Raw genomic sequence first — 19,611 nt, forward strand, 5'->3', positions numbered from 1 at the left:
TGATGCCTATGCGTCCGACGGCCAGATTTTCTTCCCCTAACGGGTTGAACTTTTGTTGATCTCGGGTCAGTCGGCCGTCCGGGCGTCCTACCCTTCAGAGGGTGAAGCAACAGATGTCACTGGAGTCCGACGCCGACCTCCCCGGGGCCGCGCTTCCCGGCACGCTGCCCGAGGCACTGCGTGCCGAACTGGTCGCCTTCCGGCGCGACCTGCACATGCACCCGGAACTCGGCAACCAGGAGTTCCGTACGACCGCCGCGATCAAGGCACGCCTGGAGAAGGCCGGCCTGAAGCCGCGGGTGCTGCCCGTCGGGACCGGGCTCGTATGTGACGTCGGGGCCGACGGCGGTCAGTGGCGCGGCGGTCCCTCCATGCTCGGCTTCCGGGCCGACATCGATGCCCTGCCCATCCCGGACGCCAAGACCGAGTGCCCCTACCGGTCCACCGTGCCCGACCGGGCGCACGCCTGCGGGCACGACGTCCACACGACCGTGGTCCTCGGCGCCGGCCTCGTCCTGGCCGAGCTGCACAAGCAGGGACTGCTGCCGCGGCCCGTGCGGCTGGTCTTCCAGCCGGCCGAGGAGGTGCTGCCCGGAGGTGCCGCCGACGCCATCGACTGCGGGGTGCTCGAGGGGGTGGAGCGGATGATCGCGGTGCACTGCGACCCCCGGGTCGACGCCGGGCTGATCGGACTGCGGCAGGGCCCCATCACCTCCGCCTGCGACCGGCTGGAAATCGCCCTGGACGGGCCCGGCGGGCACACCGCCCGGCCCCATCTGACGACCGACCTCGTCACCGCCGTCGCCCGGGTGGTGACCGACGTGCCCGCGCTGGTCGCCCGGCGTGTCGACACCCGCAGCGGGCTCGCCGTGACCTGGGGGCGGATCGAGTCGGGGCACGCCCCGAACGTCATCCCGCAGCACGCCGAGCTCTCCGGAACCGTGCGCTGCCTGGACCTCGACGCCTGGCGGCAGGCGCCCGACATCGTGCACGCGGCGATCGACGAGGTGGCCAATCTGCACCGCGCCAAGTCGGAGATCAACTACGTGCGCGGCGTTCCGCCCGTGGTCAACGAGGCCGAGACGACCGAGCTGCTGCGCGAGGCCATGACCGCGCGGCGCGGGGCCGACTCCGTCGAGGGGACCGACCAGAGCCTCGGCGGCGAGGACTTCTCCTGGTACCTGGAGCAGGTGCCCGGCGCCATGGCCCGGCTCGGCGTGCGCACCCCCGGCGAGCGCACGGTGCGCGATCTGCACCAGGGCGACTTCGATGTCGACGAGTCCGCCATCACCGTCGGCGTGGAGCTGTTCACTGCGGCGGCGCTGGTCCACGGCGGGCGGTAGGCGGTCGTTCAACGTCGTTCCCCTCCGGTTGCGGCCTGTCAGGAGTGGGGGCAGCCTGGTGCGCGTAATGATCAGAGATGCCCTTCACCGCGCCGGGATCGCCCCAGGTGCACACCATTCGAGCCGGTGGTTCACAAGGAAGTAACCGGCCACCGGCACGAATGGATAACGGCCACGCAGAAGCCCGTTCCCAGGAGTGTCTACGCGCGTTAATGTGCGCCGAACCGAGCACCCACTGCGGGGCTTTGGAGAATGGGGAACTTCAGATGCGTCGGATATCCAAACTGACCCGCGTCGCGGTGGGGGTCGCGTCGCTCGCACTCGCTGCCACGGCCTGCGGTGGCACCAGTGGTGACAGCGGCGACGAGTCCAAGGAGAACCTGGGCCTCGCCATCGCGTACGACATCGGCGGCAAGGGCGACCAGTCCTTCAACGACGCCGCGTACGCCGGTCTGCAGAAGGCCGCGAAGGAGTTCGGCTACAAGACCGCCGACATCGAGCCCACCGAGGGTGAGACCGACGCCGACAAGGAGCAGCGCCTGGCCTCCCTCGCCAAGCAGGGCTACAACCCTGTCATCGGCGTCGGCTTCGCCTACGGGCCCGCCATGCAGGCCGTGGCCGAGAAGTACCCGGACACCACGTTCGGCATCGTCGACTCGGTCGTCGAGGGCGACAATGTGGCCTCCCTCGTGTTCGCCGAGGAGCAGGCGTCCTACCTCGCCGGTGTCGCCGCTGCCAAGGCCACCAAGACCAACACCGTGGGCTTCGTCGGCGGTGTGGACATTCCGCTGATCCACAAGTTCGAGGCCGGCTACAAGCAGGGCGTCGAGGAGACCAGCGGTGGCAAGGTGAAGGTCGTCTCGCAGTATCTGACGCAGACCGCGGAGGAGGGTGGCTTCTCCAGCCCCGACAAGGGCAAGGCTGCCGCCGAGGGCCAGATCGAGAAGAAGGCCGACGTCGTCTACCAGGCGGCGGGTCTGTCCGGGCAGGGTGTCATCGAGGCCGCGGCCAAGGCCAAGGTGTGGGCGATCGGCGTCGACTCGGATCAGTACCAGCAGGAAGCGCTGTCGGCGTACAAGGACTTCATCCTCACCTCCGCGCTCAAGGACGTCGGTGGTGCGGTGTACGCGCTGGCCGAGTCCGTCGAGAACGACAAGCCGCTGACCGGCACCCAGACCTTTGATCTGAAGGTGGACGGCGTCGGACTGTCCGAGAGCAACCCGGAGTTCGCGAAGATCGCCGGGCTTCAGGATGCCGTGAACAAGGCCAAGGAAGGCATCATCGACGGCTCCATCAAGGTCAGGACCGAGTAGCAGACGCGGTCGGATCGGTGAGAAGCGGGTGGGCGCAGGAGCGTCCGCCCGCTTCCTGGTATGCCTGCGGCGGCCTGTCCGGGTGGGTGCGTGGTTGCTGTCGCGCCTACTGGCGTGGGTGGGTCGGGGCCGCGCCGGGGGGTGTCCGTCCTCGGTCTGCCGTTGTGTTTCTTGGTGGGTGCGCCGGCGTTCACGGCAGCCGCTGCGGGCGGACACCCCCCGGCACGTCCCCTTCCCGCCGTACGCGACTGCGGGCTGTCGTCACCGGCTGCCATCTCCTGTTTGCAGGCGGCAAGGCCGTGACCTGGGTCTGAGTGGTATTGGCCACGGGCGGATAACAAGGTGGACAGAAGGGGTTTTCAGGTAGGTCTACGCGCGTTAATCTGCGGCGAAGCCAGCGCCGAAGCTGAACCGTCCGGCGCTTGTACGACAGGAGCACCACACATGCGCCGGGTTTCCCGCATCGCGGTCGCGGGCGCAGCGACCGCATCCCTCGCCCTCGCTCTGTCCGCCTGCGGCGGCACCTCGACCGAGAGCTCGTCCTCCGACTCGAAGGGCGACAAGGGCCTCGCCATCGCCTACGACGTCGGCGGCAAGGGCGACCAGTCCTTCAACGACGCCGCTTACGCGGGCCTGGAGCAGGCGGAGAAGGAGTTCGGCTACGAGACGGCCGACATCGAGCCCACCGAGGGGGAGACGGACGCCGACAAGGCGCAGCGTCTGTCGTCGCTGGCGAAGCAGGGCTACAACCCGGTGATCGGTGTCGGCTACGCGTACGCGCCGGCCGTCAAGGAGGTCGCGGAGAAGTACCCCGACACCACCTTCGGCATTGTCGACGACTCCCAGGTCCAGGCGGACAACGTGGCCGACCTGGTCTTCTCCGAGGAGCAGGCCTCGTATCTCGCGGGGGTCGCCGCTGCCAAGAGCACCAAGTCGAACGTCGTGGGCTTCGTCGGTGGTGTGGACATTCCGCTGATCCACAAGTTCGAGGCCGGCTACAAGCAGGGCGTCGAGGACGCGAGTGGTGGCAAGGTCAAGGTCGTCTCGCAGTATCTGACGCAGACCGCGGAGGAGGGTGGCTTCTCCAGCCCCGACAAGGGCAAGACCGCCGCCGAGGGGCAGATCGAGAAGAAGGCCGACGTCGTGTACGCGGCGGCCGGTCTGTCCGGGCAGGGTGTGATCGAGGCCGCCGCCGCCAACAAGGTGTGGGCGATCGGTGTCGACTCCGACCAGTACAAGCAGGAAGCCCTCGCCAAGTACAAGGACTCCATCCTCACCTCGGCGACGAAGGACGTCGCCAAGGCGGTGTTCAACCTGGCGCAGTCGGTCGAGGAGGGCAAGCCCGAGACCGGTATCGTCAGGGGCGATCTGAAGACCGGCGAGGTCGGACTCGCGGACTCCAACCCGAAGTTCGCCGACGACGCCGAGCTCCAGGAAGCCATCGAGACGGCCAAGGAGAAGATCGTCAGCGGCGAGATCAAGGTCAAGAGCAGCTGACAGGGTACGACTTCGAGCAGTCAGTAACCGCGGGGTTATGTGCGCTCAACGGGGTACGGGGAGGCTGTCTCCCTGTACCCCGTTGTCTCGGCGCGTCACCCCTTTGTATGCCGTAGGGGCGCTACGCGCGTAGACGACCCCCGTCCCCAGGAGAGTGCGCCATCAACGCGTCCAGCAGCCCTCCGGCCGGAGCGGCGGTCAACGGTCAGGCGACCGCCGTCGAACTCGCCGGGATCACCAAGCGTTTCCCGGGCGTCGTGGCCAACCACGACATCCACCTCAGCGTCCGCAAGGGCACCGTCCACGCCCTCGTCGGCGAGAACGGCGCCGGCAAGTCGACGCTGATGAAGATCCTCTACGGCATGCAGAAGCCGGACGAGGGCACGATCACGATCGACGGCGAGCAGGTCAGCCTGCACAGCCCCGCCGACGCCATCGCCCGCGGCATCGGCATGGTGCACCAGCACTTCATGCTGGCCGACAACCTCACCGTGCTCGAGAACGTGGTGCTGGGCAGCGAGAAGCTGTACGGCATCGGCGCCAAGGCCCGTCGCAAGATCAAGGAGATCTCCGAGCGGTACGGCCTCGGGGTGCGCCCCGATGTTCTGGTCGAGGAGCTCGGCGTCGCCGCCCGTCAGCGGGTGGAGATCCTCAAGGTTCTGTATCGGGGTGCCACCACGCTGATCCTGGACGAGCCGACGGCCGTCCTGGTGCCGCAGGAGGTGGACGCGCTCTTCGACAACCTGCGCGAGCTCAAGGCGGAGGGCCTGTCGGTCATCTTCATCTCCCACAAGCTGGGCGAGGTGCTGTCCGTCGCGGACGAGATCACCGTCATCCGGCGCGGTACGACCGTAGGTACGGCCGTCCCCGCCGAGACCACCCCGCGCCAGCTCGCCGAGATGATGGTGGGCAGTGAACTGCCCACGCCGGAGACCGCGGAGTCGACGGTCACCGACCGTCCCGTCATCACGGTCGAGAAGCTGCGCCTGGAGGCGGCCGGCGGCAAGGCCCTCCTGGACGACATCACCTTCACCATCCACGCCGGCGAGGTCCTGGGCATCGCCGGTGTCGAGGGCAACGGCCAGACCGAGCTGGTCGACGCGCTGATCGGTCTCAAGCACGCCGACTCCGGCACCATCCGGCTCGGCGACGAGGAGATCACCGGCTGGGCCACCCGCAAGCGCCGCGAGCAGGGCGTCGGCTACATCCCCGAGGACCGCCACCGCCACGGCCTGCTCCTGGAAGCCCCCCTCTGGGAGAACCGCATACTCGGCCACGTCACCGAGAAGCCCAACGCCAAGGGCGTCTGGCTCGACCCGAAGGCCGCGCAGGCGGACACGCGCCGCATCGTCGAGGCGTACGACGTCCGCACCCCCGGCATCGACGTCACCGCCGCCTCCCTGTCCGGCGGCAACCAGCAGAAGCTGATCGTCGGCCGCGAGATGAGCCACAAGCCGCGCTTCCTGATCGCCGCGCACCCCACCCGCGGTGTGGACGTCGGCGCGCAGGCCGCGATCTGGGACCACATCCGTGAGGCCCGCCACGAGGGCCTGGCCGTGCTGTTGATCTCCGCCGACCTGGACGAGCTGATCGGCCTGTCCGACACACTCCGGGTGATCTACAACGGCAAGCTGGTCGCCGACGCCGACCCGGCCACGATCACTCCCGAGGAGCTCGGTTCGGCCATGACCGGTGCCGCGACCGGACACCTCGAACACGAAGAGACCCCCGAGTCCGGCAAAGACGAGGCCCGCTGATGAAGAAGTTCGACAAGGAGCGTGTGCTCCTCGCCGTGGCCGGACCGGTCATCGCGCTCGCCGTGGCCTTCGTGCTGATCGCGATCGTGCTGATCGCCTCGGGCAAGAACCCGGTCGAGCCGTTCGCCTTGATGTTCGAGCAGGCCGGTTTCTCCGACATCCAGGTCCTGATCCTCAACCAGGCCTCGATGTACTACATCGCGGCGCTCGCGGTCGCCATCGGCTTCCGGATGAACCTGTTCAACATCGGCGTCGACGGCCAGTACCAGCTCGGCGCCATGCTGGCCGCGATCGTCGGCGCCCACATGAACCTGCCGGCCGCGATCCAGATCCCGCTGCTGCTCCTGACCGCCATCTGCACCGGTGCCTTCTGGGCCGGCATCGCCGGTGTCCTCAAGGTCACCCGGGGCGTCAGCGAGGTCGTCGCGACCATCATGCTCAACGCGATCGCGACCTCCGTCATCGGCTACCTGTGGCTGCCGACCGTCTTCGGCGTCAAGGTCGGCAACAACAACACCACCGGCGAGATGCACGAGTCGGGCTGGGTGCCCGGCATCGACATGGGTGCCGCCGGCGAGATCTACGGTCTGGTCGTCCTCGCCGTACTCCTCGGCATCGGCTACTGGGTCGTCCTCAACCGCACCCGCTTCGGCTTCGACCTGCGCGCCTCCGGCGCCTCCGAGACGGCCGCCGCGGCCTCCGGCGTGGACCCCAAGCGCATGGTCCTCACCGCGATGCTGATCTCCGGCGCCATCGCCGGACTCGCGGGCCTGCCGATCCTGCTCGGCGACACCCACACCTACAGCCTCAACTTCCCCACCGGCATCGGCTTCCTCGGCATCGGCATCGCCCTGCTCGGCCGTAACAGCCCCGTCGGTATCGCCTTCGCCGCCCTGCTGTGGGCGTGGCTCGACAAGGCCTCGCCCGAGCTGGACTTCCACGGCTACGACAAGGAGATCGCGGTCATCATGCAGGGCCTGATCGTGCTGTCGGTCGTCGTCTCCTACGAGGCCGTCCGCGAATGGGGTCTGCGCCGCCAGCAGCGCCGGGTCGGCGCCGAACTGGCCGCCGGTCACGTCCTCGGCGCCCACAACACCACGAAGGAGGTGGCTGGCCGATGACCACCGCGACCGACGTCAACCAGCCCACGCTGCAGCCCGCGGCGCCGACCGGCCGCCGGATGTCCTGGCCGGTGCTGCTCCTGGTCATCGCCGGAGCCCTGGCGCTGATCTCGATCGTCCGCATCATCACCGGCGCCGACGGCATCACCAACGTCAGCCAGATGTCCACCGCGCTCCAGCTCGCCGTGCCGATCGGCCTCGCCGGTCTCGGCGGCCTCTGGGCCGAGCGCGCGGGCGTCGTCAACATCGGCCTCGAGGGCATGATGATCCTCGGCACCTGGTTCGGTGCCTGGGCCGGATTCCAGTGGGGCCCGTGGACCGGTGTCCTGGTCGGCATTCTCGGCGGCGCGATCGGCGGCCTGCTGCACGCCTTCGTGACCATCACCTTCAACGTCAACCACATCGTCTCCGGTGTGGCGATCAACATCCTCGCCCTCGGCGCCACCCGCTACCTCGCGCCCCTCGCCTTCGAGGGCCACGCGGGCGGCTCCGCCAAGCAGTCCCCGGCGGTGGAATCCCTCGGCCACTTCACCGTGCCGGGACTCTCCGACGGCCTGCGGGATCTGAACAACCAGGGCTGGTTCCTGATCTCCGACATCGCGGGCCTGCTCGGCGGCCTGGTCACCAACGTCTCCTGGCTGACCCTGATCGCCGTCGCGCTCGTCCCGGCGACCTGGTGGATCCTGTGGCGTACGGCCTTCGGCCTGCGGCTGCGCTCCTGCGGTGAGAACCCGGTCGCGGCCGAGTCCCTCGGCGTGAATGTCTACAAGTACAAGTACCTGGCCGTGATCATCTCCGGCGGCCTGGCCGGCCTGGGTGGCGTGTTCCTCTCCATCGTGGCCAACCCCTTCTACCTGGAGGGCCAGGTCAGCGGCCGTGGTTACATCGGTCTCGCCGCGATGATCTTCGGCAACTGGATGCCGGGCGGACTCGCCATCGGCGCGGGCCTGTTCGGCTACACCGACAGCCTCAACCTGCGTGGCGGCTCCGAGAACGTCCACGCACTGCTGCTGCTCGGCGCGCTGCTGCTGATCATCGGCGCGATCTGGCTGGCGGTCCGGAAGAAGTACGTCCAGGCCGTGATCACGCTGGTCGTCGGCGCTCTGGTGTTCGCCTGGTACGCCGGCACCAACGAGGTCCCCAACCAGGTCGTCTCCGCCACGCCGTACGTCATCACGCTGGTCGTCCTCGCCCTGTCGGCGCAGCGGCTGCGGATGCCGAAGGCGGACGGTCTGCCGTACCGGAAGGGACAAGGCAAGTGACGCCCGCGGTCGACTGGGACGCCCTGCGGGAGATGGCGCGCGAGGCCATGAGCCACGCCTACGCCCCCTACTCGGGGTACCCGGTCGGCGTCGCGGCCCTCGTCGACGACGGCCGCACGGTCACCGGCTGCAACGTCGAGAACGCCTCGTACGGCCTCGGCCTGTGTGCCGAGTGCGGGCTGGTCTCGGAACTGCAGCGCACCGGAGGCGGCCGCCTCACGCACTTCACCTGCGTGGACGGCAGGGGCGAGATCCTCGTCCCGTGCGGCCGCTGCCGACAGCTGTTGTACGAGTTCGGCGGCCCCGACCTGCTGCTGGAGACACCGGCGGGCATCCTGCCGCTGTCGGAGATGCTGCCGCAGGCCTTCGGGCCGGGGCACCTCCGCTCGTAACTCCCGTACGGCCCCTGGGACTCGACTCGCAGGGGCCGTACTCTTCGCAATCCCCGGAAGGAAAGCCAGCCATGGCCATGGACGCCATCTCCGTCATCCGCACCAAGCGGGACCGCGGTGAGCTCAGCGACGAGCAGATCGACTGGGTCATCGACGCGTACACGCGCGGCGAGGTCGCCGACGAGCAGATGTCGGCCCTCGCGATGGCCATCCTGCTCAACGGCATGAACCGCCGTGAGATCGCCCGCTGGACCGCCGCGATGATCGCTTCCGGCGAGCGCATGGACTTCTCGTCGCTGTCCCGTCCGACGGCGGACAAGCACTCGACGGGCGGGGTGGGCGACAAGATCACCCTCCCGCTGGCCCCGCTGGTGGCGGCCTGCGGTGCGGCCGTCCCGCAGCTGTCGGGCCGGGGCCTCGGCCACACGGGCGGCACACTGGACAAGCTGGAGTCGATCCCCGGCTGGCGGGCCCTGCTCTCCAACGAGGAGATGCTGTCGGTCCTGGACGGCGTCGGCGCCGTGATCTGCGCGGCGGGCGACGGCCTGGCCCCGGCGGACAAGAAGCTGTACGCACTGCGCGACGTGACCGGCACGGTGGAGGCGATCCCGCTGATCGCCTCGTCGATCATGTCCAAGAAGATCGCTGAGGGCACGGGCTCGCTGGTCCTGGACGTGAAGGTCGGCACGGGCGCCTTCATGAAGACGATCGAGGACGCGCGCGAGCTGGCGTCCACGATGGTGGGCCTGGGCACGGACCATGGGGTCAGGACGGTCGCGCTCCTGACGGACATGTCGACGCCGCTCGGCCTGACGGCGGGCAACGCGCTGGAGGTCCGCGAGTCGGTCGAGGTCCTGGCGGGCGGCGGGCCTTCCGACGTGGTGGAGCTGACGCTGGCCCTGGCCCGCGAGATGCTCGACGCGGCGGGCGTCCGCGATGCCGACCCGGCGAAGGCACTGGCCGACGGCTCCGCGATGGACGTCTGGCGCCGCATGATCGCGGCCCAGGGCGGCGACCCGGACGCCCCGCTGCCCACGTCGAAGGAACAGCACGTGGTGAAGGCGGCGACGTCGGGTGTCCTGACCCGCCTCGACGCCTACGACATCGGCATCGCCGCGTGGCGCCTGGGCGCCGGCCGCGCCCGCAAGGAGGACCCGGTGCAGGCCGCCGCGGGCGTCGAGCTGCACGCCAAGCCGGGCGACAAGGTGAGGGAGGGCCAGCCGCTGCTGACGCTCCACACGGACACGCCGGAGCGGTTCGCGTATGCGCTGGAGGCGGTGGAAGGTTCGTACGACATCGGGGCGCCGGGCACGGACTTCACGGCTTCGCCCGTTGTGCTGGAACGTATTGCCTGACCAGGTGGTTTCCCTTTCGGGTGAACGGGATCGGTGGACCTGCGCCGGTCCCGTTCGGCATGCTGGGACCGGTGATGACCGATTGGAGACCGCCATGAGCGCACTCGCCGCCGAGTCCGGTGCCCCTGGGGACACGGGCTGGGACGAGATCGTCCGTGTCTGGGAGGAGACGGACGCTCCCGAGGGCAGCAAGGTGGAGATCATTGAAGGGGTCGTCACCGTGCCGCCTCCGCCGTCCAAGGACCACAACACCACGGCAGCCCTGTTGCAGCGGCGCTTGTACACGAAGATCCCTGAGTCCTGGGAGATCTATCAGACGCTGGGACTGGAAGTGCCGGGCATCTCGGACCTGTTCGTCCCCGATCTCGCGGTGCTGCCTGTGTCGTCGGTGTTGGGCAAGGGGAACCGGGTTCCTGCGGATGAGGCCGAGCTGGTCGTGGAGATCACATCGAAGAGAAATGCCAACCACGACCGCATCAAGAAGGTGCATGGCTACGCCCGAGCCGGGGTGCCGCTCTACCTCCTGCTGGACCCCTGGCACAGCGACCGTCCCACAGCGACGCTTTACGGGGTGCCTCAGGACGGAACGTACCGCGTCCTCGCCTCGGTGGAGTACGGCGAGAAGCTGACGTTGCCCACGCCCTTCGAGCTGGACATTGATACGAGCGTCTTCCCTCTGGGCTGAGCACTCTGCTTGCTCAGCCCAGCAACGTCGCGACCACCACGAGCACCGGCACGGCCAGCAGCGTCGACAACAGGATCGCCTCCCGCGCCAGCGTCTCGCCCACCCGGTAGCGGCTCGCGTACGTGAAGAGGTTCTGGGCGGCCGGCAGTGCCGACGTCACCACCACGTCGAGCAGGGCCGCACCGCGCAGGCCGAAGACGCCCGCCGCCAATGCCCAGGCGGCGAGCGGCTGGACGACCGACTTGAGGCCCACGGCGAGAAGCACCGCGCCCCGTTCCGCGCCGCGCAGCGGAAGCGTGCTGCCGCGCAGGGAGATGCCGAAGGCGAGGAGTACGGCGGGGACCGACATGTTCCCGATCAAAGTCAGCGGATCCATGATCGGGCCCGGAAGCTCCACGCCCGCCGCCGACACCGCCACCCCGGCCAGCGAACCCACCGCAATCGGATTGCGCAGCGGAGTCAGCAGGCGTTTCCACAGCGGCCCCTGCCCACCTCCGCCGGTCAGATCCAGGATCGTCAACGCGACGGGTGTGACCCCGACGAGCTGGAACAGCAGTACCGGCGCCACCAGCGACGCATCGCCCAGCACGTACACGGCGATAGGGATGCCCAGATTGCCGGAGTTGACGTAGCTCGAGCACAGCGCGCCGATCGTCGTACGCCCCACACCCCAGCGGCGTACGACCCCCACCGCCACGAAGACCGCCGCCACCGCTGCCGTGCTCAACGCCGTGATCAGTAGGCGGCTGGAGAAGATCACCGACAGATCGGTCCGCGCGAGCGTGGTGAAGAGCAGGGCCGGTGACGCCACGTGGAAGGCGAGCTTGGTGAGCACCTCGCGGCCCTGATCACCGAGGTGGCCGCCACGGCCGATCGCGTAGCCCACACCGATGACGACGGCGATGACCGCGAACCCGCTCAACACCCCCTGCATCGCGCCTCCGTGGCGGGCCGGAAAGCGTCGGGCAGCATGCGCGGTGGCGATCCATGGGGCATACAGCCAACCCTCCGGGGCAGGAGGGCGGCGGGTCAATGTGATCCTGAACTGCGGACACCCGGCGGTCTGCGGCAGCCCACGACCTCGGCCCCGATGAATTCCACCTGCCCGCCCGGTCTACCGCATGTGAATGCCATGCCACCCGCCGAAATCGTGCTCGCCGGCCCTGTCACCCGGGATGAGGTGACCGGGCTCTGCGATGACGTGCGGGCGTTGTTGCAGGCCACTGGGGCGGCGGTCGTGGTGTGTGACGTCGGAGGGCTCGGGCCGCCGGGGCTGGCCGCCGTGGATCTGCTGGCGCGGCTGGAGTTGGCGGCCAAGCGGGCCGGGGGGAGGATCCGGCTGCGGGATCCCGATCCTGCCCTACACGCCCTCCTCGACCTGGTCGGCCTCCGCTTCGAGATGGAGGGGCAGCCCGAACAGCGGGAACCAGCGCTTGGTGTCGAGGAAACAGTGGAACCCGGTGATCCGGCCGTCTGAGATCTCCAGTACCTGCACGGCCCAGGGAGTGAAGCCGCCCGCCTCGGGGTCCGGCTTGTACTGGGCGAAGCCTGGCAACCCGTTGACCTGGACCGGCACCAGACGCGAGCCCGCGCAGGGGGCGCCGAGCGTCGTCATGAAGCCCGTGATGTCCTTGACACCGGTCAGCCACAGGTCGAAGGGCGGCATCGTCATGACGGCGTCCTCGTGCAGCAGGGCCGTGAGCGCCGTCATGTCGTAGCCCTCGAAGGCCGCGACATACCGCTCCAGAAGCTTCTGCTGCTCCTCGTCCAAGGGATCGGAGAGCGCCGCCTCGGCGCCCTTGTCCTCCCGCTCCGCGAGGGTCGCGCGGGCCCGCTGCAGGGCGCTGTTGACCGACGCGACCGACGTGCCGAGGAGCTCGGCGACCTCGCTCGCCTTCCAGGCCAGCACCTCGCGCAGGATCAGCACCGCCCGCTGCTTGGGCGGCAGCTGCTGCAGGGCCGCCATGAAGGCAAGGCGCACCGACTCCTTGGCGACCGCCGCCTCGGCCGGGTCGTCGGTCGTGGGCAGCACGCGGCTGTCCGGCACCGGCTCCAGCCAGGTGTTGTCCGGGCGGGGGGACAGGGCCGCCTGGGCAAGCGGCGTCGACTCGGAGAGATCCATCGGCCTGGCCCGCTTGTTGCCCGCGTTCAGCATGTCCAGGCAGACGTTCGTCGCGATCCGGTAGAGCCAGGAGCGGATGCTGGAGCGCCCCTCGAACTTGTCGAAGCTGCGCCAGGCACGGACCAGGGTGTCCTGCACCGCGTCCTCGGCCTCGAAGGAGGAGCCGAGCATGCGGTAGCAGTAGCCGGTCAGCTCGACTCGGTGCTTTTCCAGTGTGGCGTCGAGGTCCGTTGTCGTCGCCGTGCCGTTGCTCATCGTCCACCCACCCCTGTGGCCGTCCTGCGGTGCGCCTTTGCGCCCAGCACTTCGGAAGCTACCGCAGCCCACTGACAATGGCCCCCGGAGTGGGAAAAGGGGCAGGTCAGATGGGGTGAGTGGGGAGATGTGCGGCGTTGCGCCGGGCCAGGGGGTGGGTCGCGCAGCCCGGCGCTGGAAGGGTGCCGCCGCGCCCACCCGTGCCGCCCTGGGGCCCTCAGGCCCTTAATGCACTGCCCGCGGCAGATCGACCGGTCCCGCAGTCGCGCACGGCGGGAAGGGGACGTGTCGGGGGGTGTCCGCCCGCAGCGGCTGCCGCAAACGCCCGGCACCCCGCCAGGAACCAGCCCGGCAGACCGAGGACGGACACCCCCGGCGCGGCCCCGACCTACCCACAGCCGGAAGGCGCGACAGCAACCAAGCACCCACCTGAGCAGGCCGCTGCAGGCACCCCCGCCTACGCCACCTGAGCAGGCCGCCGCAGGCACCCCCGCCTACGCCACCCGCGCAGCCACCCGAGCCGCCCGCGAGCCCAGCACGGTGATCCCCACAACCCCCAGCACCGCCAGCAGCCCGACTCCGACCGTCCCGGCCCAGCCGCCCGCGTGGAAGGCGATCGCCCCCACCGTGCTGCCCGCGCTGGACCCCACGTAGTACGCCGACTGGTACAGCGCCGCCGCCTGGGCGCGCCCCTGCGTGGCCGTCTTGCTGACCGCGGACGACGCGACCGCGTGCCCCGCGAAGAAGCCGCCGGTGATCAGGACCAGACCCAGCAGGACCAGCGGCAGCGACCCCGCCAGGGACAGCAGCAGACCCGTCGCCGTGGTGCCGCCCGCCAGGTAGAGCGCACCCCGGCGGCCGAGCCGGCCGACCAGCCGGCCCGCGGCCGACGCCGACACCGTACCGACCAGGTAGACCAGGAAGATCGAGCCGACGATGCCCTGGGGGAGCGAGAACGGGTCCTCGGTCAGGCGGTAGCCGATCACCGTGTAGACGCCGCCGAACACCGTCATGAACAGGGCACCGATCGCGTACAGACGGCGCAGCAGCGGGTCGGCGAGGTGGGCGCGGACCGTGCCGGCCAGGACACGCGGGCGCAGCGAGCCCGGCGTGAAGTGCTTCGGCGCCGGGAGCAGGAGGCGGAAGGCGATCGCGCAGGCCACGGCCACCACTCCGAGGGCGCCGAGCGCGACCCGCCAGCCCCACTCCTGCGCCACCCAGCCGGTGATGACCCGGCCGCTCATCCCGCCGACGCTGTTGCCCGCGACGAACAGGCCGATCGCGGTGACCAGCGCCCTGGGCCGGACCTCCTCCGCGAGATACGCGGTCGCCGACGCCGGCAGCCCGGCCAGCGCCGCGCCCTGCACCGCCCGCAGTGCCACCAGCGCGCCCATCGAGGGAGCGAAGGGGACCAGCAGGGCGACCGTCACCGCGACCGCCAGCGACGCGGTCATGACCGTACGCCGCCCGAAGCGCTCCGACAGGGCGCTCATCGGGAGGACGAACAGCGCCAGAGCGCCGGTCGAGGCTGCCACCGTCCAGCTGGCCTCGCTCGCCGTCACACCGAAGTCCCCCGACATCAGGGGGAGCAGAGCCTGCGTGGAGTAGAGAAGCGCGAAGGTCGCGACACCCGCGAGGAAGAGAGCGAGGCTCATCCGCCGGTAGCCGGGCCCGCCGGGGGCCATACGGGAATCGGCGGCAGAAACGGCAGGAACAGAGGCAGCGGCGCCCACGATCGTGGACGCCCCGGTATCGGCGGGGTTCATACCTCGAACCTAAGGACCCCACCATTCATCCGTCCAATGCATGGAATTGCCATAATCGTTCCCATGAAGCATCAGCAGAGGTCACAGGCTCGACTGTCACCAAGCAGTGACACAGAAGACATCGTCGCGCTGCTCGCGCCGCGCCTGGCTCACTTCGCGGGAGTCGCCCGCACCGAGCACGTCACCCGCGCCGCGCAGGAGATGAACGTCCCTCAGTCGACCCTCTCGCGCGCCATGGTGCGCCTCGAACAGGACCTGGGCGTCGACCTGTTCGCCCGGCGCGGCCGGACCGTGTCGCTGACGACCGCCGGCCGGACCTTCCTCGCGTCCGTCGAACGCGCCCTCGCCGAGATCGAGCGGGCGGCCGAGGAGGTGCGCGCCGACGCCGACCCGGCCACCGGGAAGGTTGCGTTCGGTTTTCTGCACACCATGGGCGCCGAGACCGTGCCCGGCCTGCTGCACGCCTTCCGGGCCGACCACCCGGGGGTCCGGTTCAGCCTCGTCCAGAACTACGGCGAGGCGATGCTGGAGCGGCTGCGCGCGGGGGAGCTGGACCTGTGTCTGACCTCGCCCGTCCCGGACGCCCCCGGCCTGGTCGCCCGCCGCCTCGACGAACAGAAACTGCGCCTCGTCGTCCCGGCCGACCACCGTCTGGCCGGCCGTCGGCGGATCCGGCTGGCCGAGGCCGCCGAGGAGATGTTCGTGACTCTGGAACCCGGCTACGGCATGCGCCGGATCACCGACGACCTGTGCCAGGAGGCCGGTTTCAAGCCGCGGATCGCCTTCGAGGGCGAGGAGGCGGAGACGCTGAGAGGGCTCGTCGCCGCAGGTCTCGGGGTCGCGCTGCTGCCGCCGCCGGCGGTGCCGCGTCCAGGTGTCGTCGAGCTGACGGTCACCGCCCCGCGCGCGGCGCGCGAGATCGGCGTCGCCTGGCTGGACGGCCGCCCGGACACACCCCCGGTGGCGGCGTTCAAGAAGTTCCTGCTGTCACGACGCGGGCATCTGCTGCCCGACTGAGCCGTCCTGTCACCCTCAGGCGAAGCAGGCGAAGCAGGCGAAGCAGGCGAAGCAGGCGAAGCAGGCGGACAGGCCCTACCGCCGCAGCGACCGGCCGAACCCCGCGGCCAGCGGCATCCGCAGCCCCAGCGGCGGCGGTGCGGCGAGCGCGTCCTGGACCGGACGGGAGAGGGGGTGCCCGAACAGCGCTCCCATGGTGAAGTCCTCGGCAAGGGCCAGTACTTCGTCGCGGTGCTGGTGCAACCCGTGCCGGTCGGAGTGGACTTCGAAGCGGCAGACGTCCCGGTTCACCTTCTTCGCGCGGGCCGCGTACCGGAAGGACAGTTCGGGGTCGGTGCGCTCGTCGTTGGTGCCGTGCACGATCAGCACCTGCCGGCCGACGAGCTGTTTCACCGGTTCGGGTGGCGCCGCGACATCGTCCTCCGGCAGCCAAGGGGCGAGCGCCAGCACGGAGCTGACGGCCTCGTGGCCACCCGCGTGCAGCGCGGCCCGCCCGCCCATGTCGATGCCGGCCAGGCAGACCGGGACGTCTCCGTAGCGCCGTACCGCTTCGTCGGCCGCCCAGGAGGCGTCGCGGGCGAGATGGGCCTCGTTGCCGTTCCAGCCGCGGTAGCGGTAGTGCACGACGTGCGCGACCAGACCCTCGTCGTGGCCGGCGCGCACCAGGCGGCGCCCCAGCCCCCGTACGGACGCGGCCGCGAGCAGGGGGGACGGCCGGCGGGCGGAGACCTCGTCGCCGCCCGGGAGCAGCAGCACCACTCCGTTCACCGCCGTCGGTTCCGGACCGAGCGCCCGCCCCAGCCGGGGCGCGCGGACCGGCGTCACTTCCTGTGCCATGACAGAACAGTGTCAGAAGCGCCGGTGTACACCACCCGTCCGCACGGTCACCGTTACGTATCGACGGTTTCGCACAACCGGCGATCTACGCGCGTAGGAGTTAGAGTGCGGAAATGACGAGCCAGACTGACCGGATGAGGCACACCCCGAGCCCGGACCAGATCCGCCGGGCGCCCAAGGTTCTCCTGCACGACCACCTCGACGGCGGGCTGCGCCCCGGCACCGTCGTCGAACTCGCCCAGAAGTCGGGCTATCAGGAACTCCCCGAGTCCGACCCCGACAAGCTCGGCCTCTGGTTCCGCGAGGCCGCCGACTCCGGATCCCTGGAGCGGTACCTGGAGACCTTCTCCCACACCGTCGGCGTCATGCAGACCCGCGAGGCCCTCGTCCGGGTCGCCGCCGAGTGCGCCGAGGACCTCGCCGAGGACGGCGTCGTCTATGCCGAGGTGCGGTACGCCCCCGAGCAGCACCTGGAGGGCGGGCTCACCCTCGAGGAGGTCGTCGAGGCCGTCAACGAGGGCTTCCGGGAGGGCGAACGGATCGCCCGCGCAGGCGGCCACCGCATCCGCGTCGGCGCCCTGCTCACCGCCATGCGGCATGCCGCCCGCGCCCTGGAGATCGCCGAACTCGCCAACCGCTACCGGGACTCGGGGGTTGTCGGCTTCGACATCGCGGGCGCCGAGGCCGGCTACCCGCCCACCCGGCACCTCGACGCCTTCGAGTACCTCAAGCGCGAGAACAACCACTTCACCATTCACGCCGGCGAGGCCTTCGGCCTGCCGTCCATCTGGCAGGCCCTCCAGTGGTGCGGTGCCGACCGGCTCGGGCACGGGGTGCGGATCATCGACGACATCGAGGTCGCCGAGGACGGCTCCGTCAAGCTCGGCCGGCTCGCCTCGTACGTCCGCGACAAGCGCATCCCGCTGGAGCTGTGCCCCAGCTCCAACCTCCAGACCGGCGCGGCCAATTCCTACGCCGAGCACCCCATCGGCCTGCTGCGCCGTCTGCACTTCCGCGCGACCGTGAACACCGACAACCGGTTGATGTCCCACACCAGCATGAGCCGGGAATTCGAGCACCTTGTCGATGCATTCGGTTACACGCTCGACGATCTGCAGTGGTTCTCGGTCAATGCTATGAAGTCAGCATTCATTCCTTTCGATGAACGACTGGCAATGATCAATGACGTGATCAAGCCCGGATATGCAGAACTGAAGTCCGAATGGCTGTTCCAGCAGACCGCCTCCACCAGCGGTTCTGCACCCCGGAAGGGCTGACCGGGGGCGGTAGATGTGGGCGGGCATTCACAAGCCGTCCGCATTTCGATGTTTGCGGCGCCTGCCGTCGCGTGTTTACGTTCATGGACCGCTTCCCAAACACCGTCATCCCATTTCAAGTCAGTCAAGGACGCAATTCACCATGAAGCAGTCTGCTGCCAAGTCCCTCGGTGTCGCCGCCCTCGGTGCCGCCTTCGCCGCGGCCGGTGCGGGTGCCGCCGACGCCGCTCCGGCCGCCCCCGATGCGACCCAGGCCCTGAACACCGTCACCCGGACGCTGCCGGCGGAGAACGTCTCTCAGTCGCTGCCTGGTGCCGGCAAGACGCTGACGAAGGGGCAGCCCGCTCTCGGCAAGGGCCTGAACTCCGCCAAGCCGGACCCCACGAAGGGGCTCTCCGAGGGCGCGACCGCGCCGGTCGGCGGGCTGCTCGGCGGACTGCCGACGAAGAGTTTGCCCGTGCAGTCCGCCACGCCGCTGAACGGCCTCCCGCTGGGCTGAGCGCCGTCCCCGTACGTGCCGATGGGGCGCACCCTGGCAGGGGTGCGCCCCATCGACTTTTCCCCTGAGGGAGGGGCTTTCACCAGGCCGTCTGCGTCTTGCTCTCCGACGGCAGCAGGATCCACAGCGCGATGTAGAGCAGGAACTGCGGGCCGGGCAGCAGGCAGGACAGCAGGAAGATCACGCGCATCGTGGTCGCGGAGGTGCCGAAGCGCCGTGCCAGCGCTGCGCACACTCCGCCGATCATCCGGCCGCTGGTGGGGCGGGCAAGGCGGGACATGGCGGCTCCTTGGTGAGCGTCGGTGTGAGGCTTCCCCTCGTGGCTGCCTCATCTGCCTGCAACGCTACGCAGACGAACCGGGCAAAGCGTCGCTCTACGGGGCGATGCCGACCCTGGGAATCGTCGGGGTCCGAACCCTGAGCCGGCTCCTTCTCAGGGAGAGGCCGCCCCCGGCTAGTTGGAGCGCCGGGGAGTATCCAGCCGTAAGCCGGAGGAGGACGGCGACGCCAGTCGGCGACCGACGACAGCGCCGCTGGGGGCGGGGGCGCCGGCCCCCGCGACTCCGGCCGGGTCCGCCGGCCGGCCCCTGCGGGAGGCCCCGCGTGGGGATTCCGGCCTGCGGCGCAGCCAGTGGCGACCGGCCGGTACGACGAGGATGTGGGCGAGGGCCACGCCCACGGTGTTCAGCAGTATCGAGTCGACGTCCACGTCCTGCCCCGGCACCCCGGTCTGCAGCAGTTCGATGCCCAGCGAGATCAGCGCCCCGGCGGCCACCGTACGGACCAGCGAGCCCAGCGGCGACACGGCCAGCCGTCCGCCGGCCAGCGGAAGCAGGACGCCCAGCGGTGCCAGCAGGGCGAGCCCCGCACCGATGCTCCGCGCCGCCTCGGGCCAGCCGAGCGCCAGATCGGCCCGGATACCGGCGAGCGGACGCAGATTGGCGGGCATCACCCAGGGCACATCCAGCGGACGCAGCGTGAACCAGGCGACGAACGCGAGATGCGCGACCAGGAGGACACCCCCTGTCACACGCATGCGGATCGCGGCGTTGCCGCCCACGGAGCCTTGACGCTGCACGCCCCCCAAGACGCGGCCTTCGGCACCATCGGTTC

Annotated in this window: 19 protein-coding genes; 13 read left to right on the forward strand and 6 right to left on the reverse strand. The window is 69.9% G+C overall.

The window, feature by feature from the left end; genetic code table 11:
• Positions 1-113 precede the first annotated feature (113 nt).
• The 9 genes from StrepF001_RS33760 (at position 114) to StrepF001_RS33800 (ending at position 10,725) form a co-directional block, all read left to right on the forward strand.
• Positions 114-1,343 carry a M20 family metallopeptidase gene (locus StrepF001_RS33760; protein WP_129802081.1) on the forward strand — a complete coding sequence of 410 codons (1,230 nt, stop codon included), beginning with the start codon at positions 114-116 and terminating at the stop codon, positions 1,341-1,343.
• A gap of 266 nt (positions 1,344-1,609) precedes the next feature.
• Positions 1,610-2,656 (forward strand): BMP family ABC transporter substrate-binding protein, encoded by a 1,047-nt coding sequence (locus StrepF001_RS33765; protein ID WP_129801986.1) that lies wholly within the window; start codon positions 1,610-1,612, stop codon positions 2,654-2,656.
• Between the two features lie 444 nt (positions 2,657-3,100).
• On the forward strand, positions 3,101-4,153 hold the full coding sequence (locus StrepF001_RS33770) for a BMP family ABC transporter substrate-binding protein (protein ID WP_129801987.1): 1,053 nt from the start codon (positions 3,101-3,103) through the stop codon (positions 4,151-4,153).
• A 161-nt stretch (positions 4,154-4,314) separates the two neighbouring features.
• Positions 4,315-5,910: an ABC transporter ATP-binding protein gene (locus StrepF001_RS33775; RefSeq protein WP_129801988.1), complete on the forward strand. Its 1,596-nt coding sequence runs from the start codon at positions 4,315-4,317 to the stop codon at positions 5,908-5,910.
• Complete coding sequence (locus tag StrepF001_RS33780; RefSeq protein ID WP_129801989.1) at positions 5,910-7,031, forward strand: ABC transporter permease; 1,122 nt, start codon at positions 5,910-5,912, stop codon at positions 7,029-7,031. The genes StrepF001_RS33775 and StrepF001_RS33780 overlap by 1 nt, the downstream gene beginning before the upstream one ends.
• Positions 7,028-8,293, forward strand: coding sequence for an ABC transporter permease (locus StrepF001_RS33785; protein ID WP_129801990.1), 1,266 nt, complete (start codon positions 7,028-7,030; stop codon positions 8,291-8,293). Before StrepF001_RS33780 ends, StrepF001_RS33785 begins: the two co-directional genes overlap by 4 nt.
• On the forward strand, positions 8,290-8,685 hold the full coding sequence (locus StrepF001_RS33790; RefSeq protein WP_129801991.1) for a cytidine deaminase: 396 nt from the start codon (positions 8,290-8,292) through the stop codon (positions 8,683-8,685). The genes StrepF001_RS33785 and StrepF001_RS33790 overlap by 4 nt, the downstream gene beginning before the upstream one ends.
• A gap of 71 nt (positions 8,686-8,756) precedes the next feature.
• Positions 8,757-10,040 carry a thymidine phosphorylase gene (locus StrepF001_RS33795; protein WP_129801992.1) on the forward strand — a complete coding sequence of 428 codons (1,284 nt, stop codon included), beginning with the start codon at positions 8,757-8,759 and terminating at the stop codon, positions 10,038-10,040.
• Between the two features lie 94 nt (positions 10,041-10,134).
• Positions 10,135-10,725 (forward strand): Uma2 family endonuclease, encoded by a 591-nt coding sequence (locus StrepF001_RS33800; protein ID WP_129801993.1) that lies wholly within the window; start codon positions 10,135-10,137, stop codon positions 10,723-10,725.
• A gap of 13 nt (positions 10,726-10,738) precedes the next feature.
• On the opposite strand, the gene StrepF001_RS33805 is transcribed toward StrepF001_RS33800, so the two are convergent.
• Positions 10,739-11,659 carry an AEC family transporter gene (locus StrepF001_RS33805; RefSeq protein WP_129801994.1) on the reverse strand — a complete coding sequence of 307 codons (921 nt, stop codon included), beginning with the start codon at positions 11,657-11,659 and terminating at the stop codon, positions 10,739-10,741.
• Between the two features lie 156 nt (positions 11,660-11,815).
• Between StrepF001_RS33805 and StrepF001_RS33810 the strand changes: the two genes are divergently transcribed.
• The gene (locus tag StrepF001_RS33810; RefSeq protein ID WP_129801995.1) at positions 11,816-12,202 is read left to right on the forward strand and encodes an STAS domain-containing protein; all 387 of its coding nucleotides are present in this window, start codon (positions 11,816-11,818) and stop codon (positions 12,200-12,202) included.
• Here StrepF001_RS33810 and StrepF001_RS33815 read toward each other — a convergent pair.
• Positions 12,086-13,102, reverse strand: a complete 1,017-nt coding sequence (locus tag StrepF001_RS33815; RefSeq protein WP_129801996.1) for a sigma-70 family RNA polymerase sigma factor — start codon at positions 13,100-13,102, stop codon at positions 12,086-12,088. The two genes, StrepF001_RS33810 and StrepF001_RS33815, sit on opposite strands and share 117 nt — an antisense overlap.
• 494 nt (positions 13,103-13,596) lie before the next feature.
• Entirely contained in the window at positions 13,597-14,868 is a 1,272-nt protein-coding gene (locus StrepF001_RS33820) for an MFS transporter (RefSeq protein ID WP_129801997.1), read from the reverse strand.
• A gap of 63 nt (positions 14,869-14,931) precedes the next feature.
• On the opposite strand from StrepF001_RS33820, the gene StrepF001_RS33825 reads away from it, so the two are divergent.
• Entirely contained in the window at positions 14,932-15,885 is a 954-nt protein-coding gene (locus StrepF001_RS33825; RefSeq protein ID WP_129801998.1) for a LysR family transcriptional regulator, read from the forward strand.
• A 75-nt stretch (positions 15,886-15,960) separates the two neighbouring features.
• Here the strand turns inward: StrepF001_RS33825 and StrepF001_RS33830 are convergent, their stop codons facing one another.
• Positions 15,961-16,722, reverse strand: coding sequence for an alpha/beta hydrolase (locus StrepF001_RS33830; protein WP_129801999.1), 762 nt, complete (start codon positions 16,720-16,722; stop codon positions 15,961-15,963).
• Positions 16,723-16,835: 113 nt separating this feature from the next.
• Between StrepF001_RS33830 and StrepF001_RS33835 the strand changes: the two genes are divergently transcribed.
• Positions 16,836-17,999, forward strand: a complete 1,164-nt coding sequence (locus StrepF001_RS33835) for an adenosine deaminase (protein ID WP_129802000.1) — start codon at positions 16,836-16,838, stop codon at positions 17,997-17,999.
• A 142-nt stretch (positions 18,000-18,141) separates the two neighbouring features.
• Positions 18,142-18,498, forward strand: a complete 357-nt coding sequence (locus StrepF001_RS33840; RefSeq protein ID WP_129802001.1) for an ATP-binding protein — start codon at positions 18,142-18,144, stop codon at positions 18,496-18,498.
• Between the two features lie 79 nt (positions 18,499-18,577).
• Here the strand turns inward: StrepF001_RS33840 and StrepF001_RS33845 are convergent, their stop codons facing one another.
• Positions 18,578-18,778, reverse strand: coding sequence for a PspC domain-containing protein (locus StrepF001_RS33845; RefSeq protein WP_129802002.1), 201 nt, complete (start codon positions 18,776-18,778; stop codon positions 18,578-18,580).
• 174 nt (positions 18,779-18,952) lie between these two features.
• On the reverse strand, positions 18,953-19,576 hold the full coding sequence (locus StrepF001_RS33850) for a VanZ family protein (RefSeq protein WP_129802003.1): 624 nt from the start codon (positions 19,574-19,576) through the stop codon (positions 18,953-18,955).
• Positions 19,577-19,611: the final 35 nt, after the last annotated feature.

This window comes from Streptomyces sp. F001, assembly GCF_004187715.1.
GTDB lineage: Bacteria > Actinomycetota > Actinomycetes > Streptomycetales > Streptomycetaceae > Streptomyces > Streptomyces flavusporus.

Bases quoted from the DNA above. Each gene is read 5' to 3' on its own strand.
- StrepF001_RS33760 (WP_129802081.1), top strand. From the start codon at position 114: ATGTCACTGGAGTCCGACGCCGACCTCCCCGGGGCCGCGCTTCCCGGC.
- StrepF001_RS33765 (WP_129801986.1), top strand. From the start codon at position 1,610: ATGCGTCGGATATCCAAACTGACCCGCGTCGCGGTGGGGGTCGCGTCG.
- StrepF001_RS33770 (WP_129801987.1), top strand. From the start codon at position 3,101: ATGCGCCGGGTTTCCCGCATCGCGGTCGCGGGCGCAGCGACCGCATCC.
- StrepF001_RS33780 (WP_129801989.1), top strand. From the start codon at position 5,910: ATGAAGAAGTTCGACAAGGAGCGTGTGCTCCTCGCCGTGGCCGGACCG.
- StrepF001_RS33785 (WP_129801990.1), top strand. From the start codon at position 7,028: ATGACCACCGCGACCGACGTCAACCAGCCCACGCTGCAGCCCGCGGCG.
- StrepF001_RS33795 (WP_129801992.1), top strand. From the start codon at position 8,757: ATGGCCATGGACGCCATCTCCGTCATCCGCACCAAGCGGGACCGCGGT.
- StrepF001_RS33800 (WP_129801993.1), top strand. From the start codon at position 10,135: ATGAGCGCACTCGCCGCCGAGTCCGGTGCCCCTGGGGACACGGGCTGG.
- StrepF001_RS33805 (WP_129801994.1), bottom strand. From the start codon at position 11,659: ATGCAGGGGGTGTTGAGCGGGTTCGCGGTCATCGCCGTCGTCATCGGT.
- StrepF001_RS33810 (WP_129801995.1), top strand. From the start codon at position 11,816: ATGAATTCCACCTGCCCGCCCGGTCTACCGCATGTGAATGCCATGCCA.
- StrepF001_RS33815 (WP_129801996.1), bottom strand. From the start codon at position 13,102: ATGAGCAACGGCACGGCGACGACAACGGACCTCGACGCCACACTGGAA.
- StrepF001_RS33820 (WP_129801997.1), bottom strand. From the start codon at position 14,868: ATGAACCCCGCCGATACCGGGGCGTCCACGATCGTGGGCGCCGCTGCC.
- StrepF001_RS33825 (WP_129801998.1), top strand. From the start codon at position 14,932: ATGAAGCATCAGCAGAGGTCACAGGCTCGACTGTCACCAAGCAGTGAC.
- StrepF001_RS33830 (WP_129801999.1), bottom strand. From the start codon at position 16,722: ATGGCACAGGAAGTGACGCCGGTCCGCGCGCCCCGGCTGGGGCGGGCG.
- StrepF001_RS33835 (WP_129802000.1), top strand. From the start codon at position 16,836: ATGACGAGCCAGACTGACCGGATGAGGCACACCCCGAGCCCGGACCAG.
- StrepF001_RS33840 (WP_129802001.1), top strand. From the start codon at position 18,142: ATGAAGCAGTCTGCTGCCAAGTCCCTCGGTGTCGCCGCCCTCGGTGCC.
- StrepF001_RS33845 (WP_129802002.1), bottom strand. From the start codon at position 18,778: ATGTCCCGCCTTGCCCGCCCCACCAGCGGCCGGATGATCGGCGGAGTG.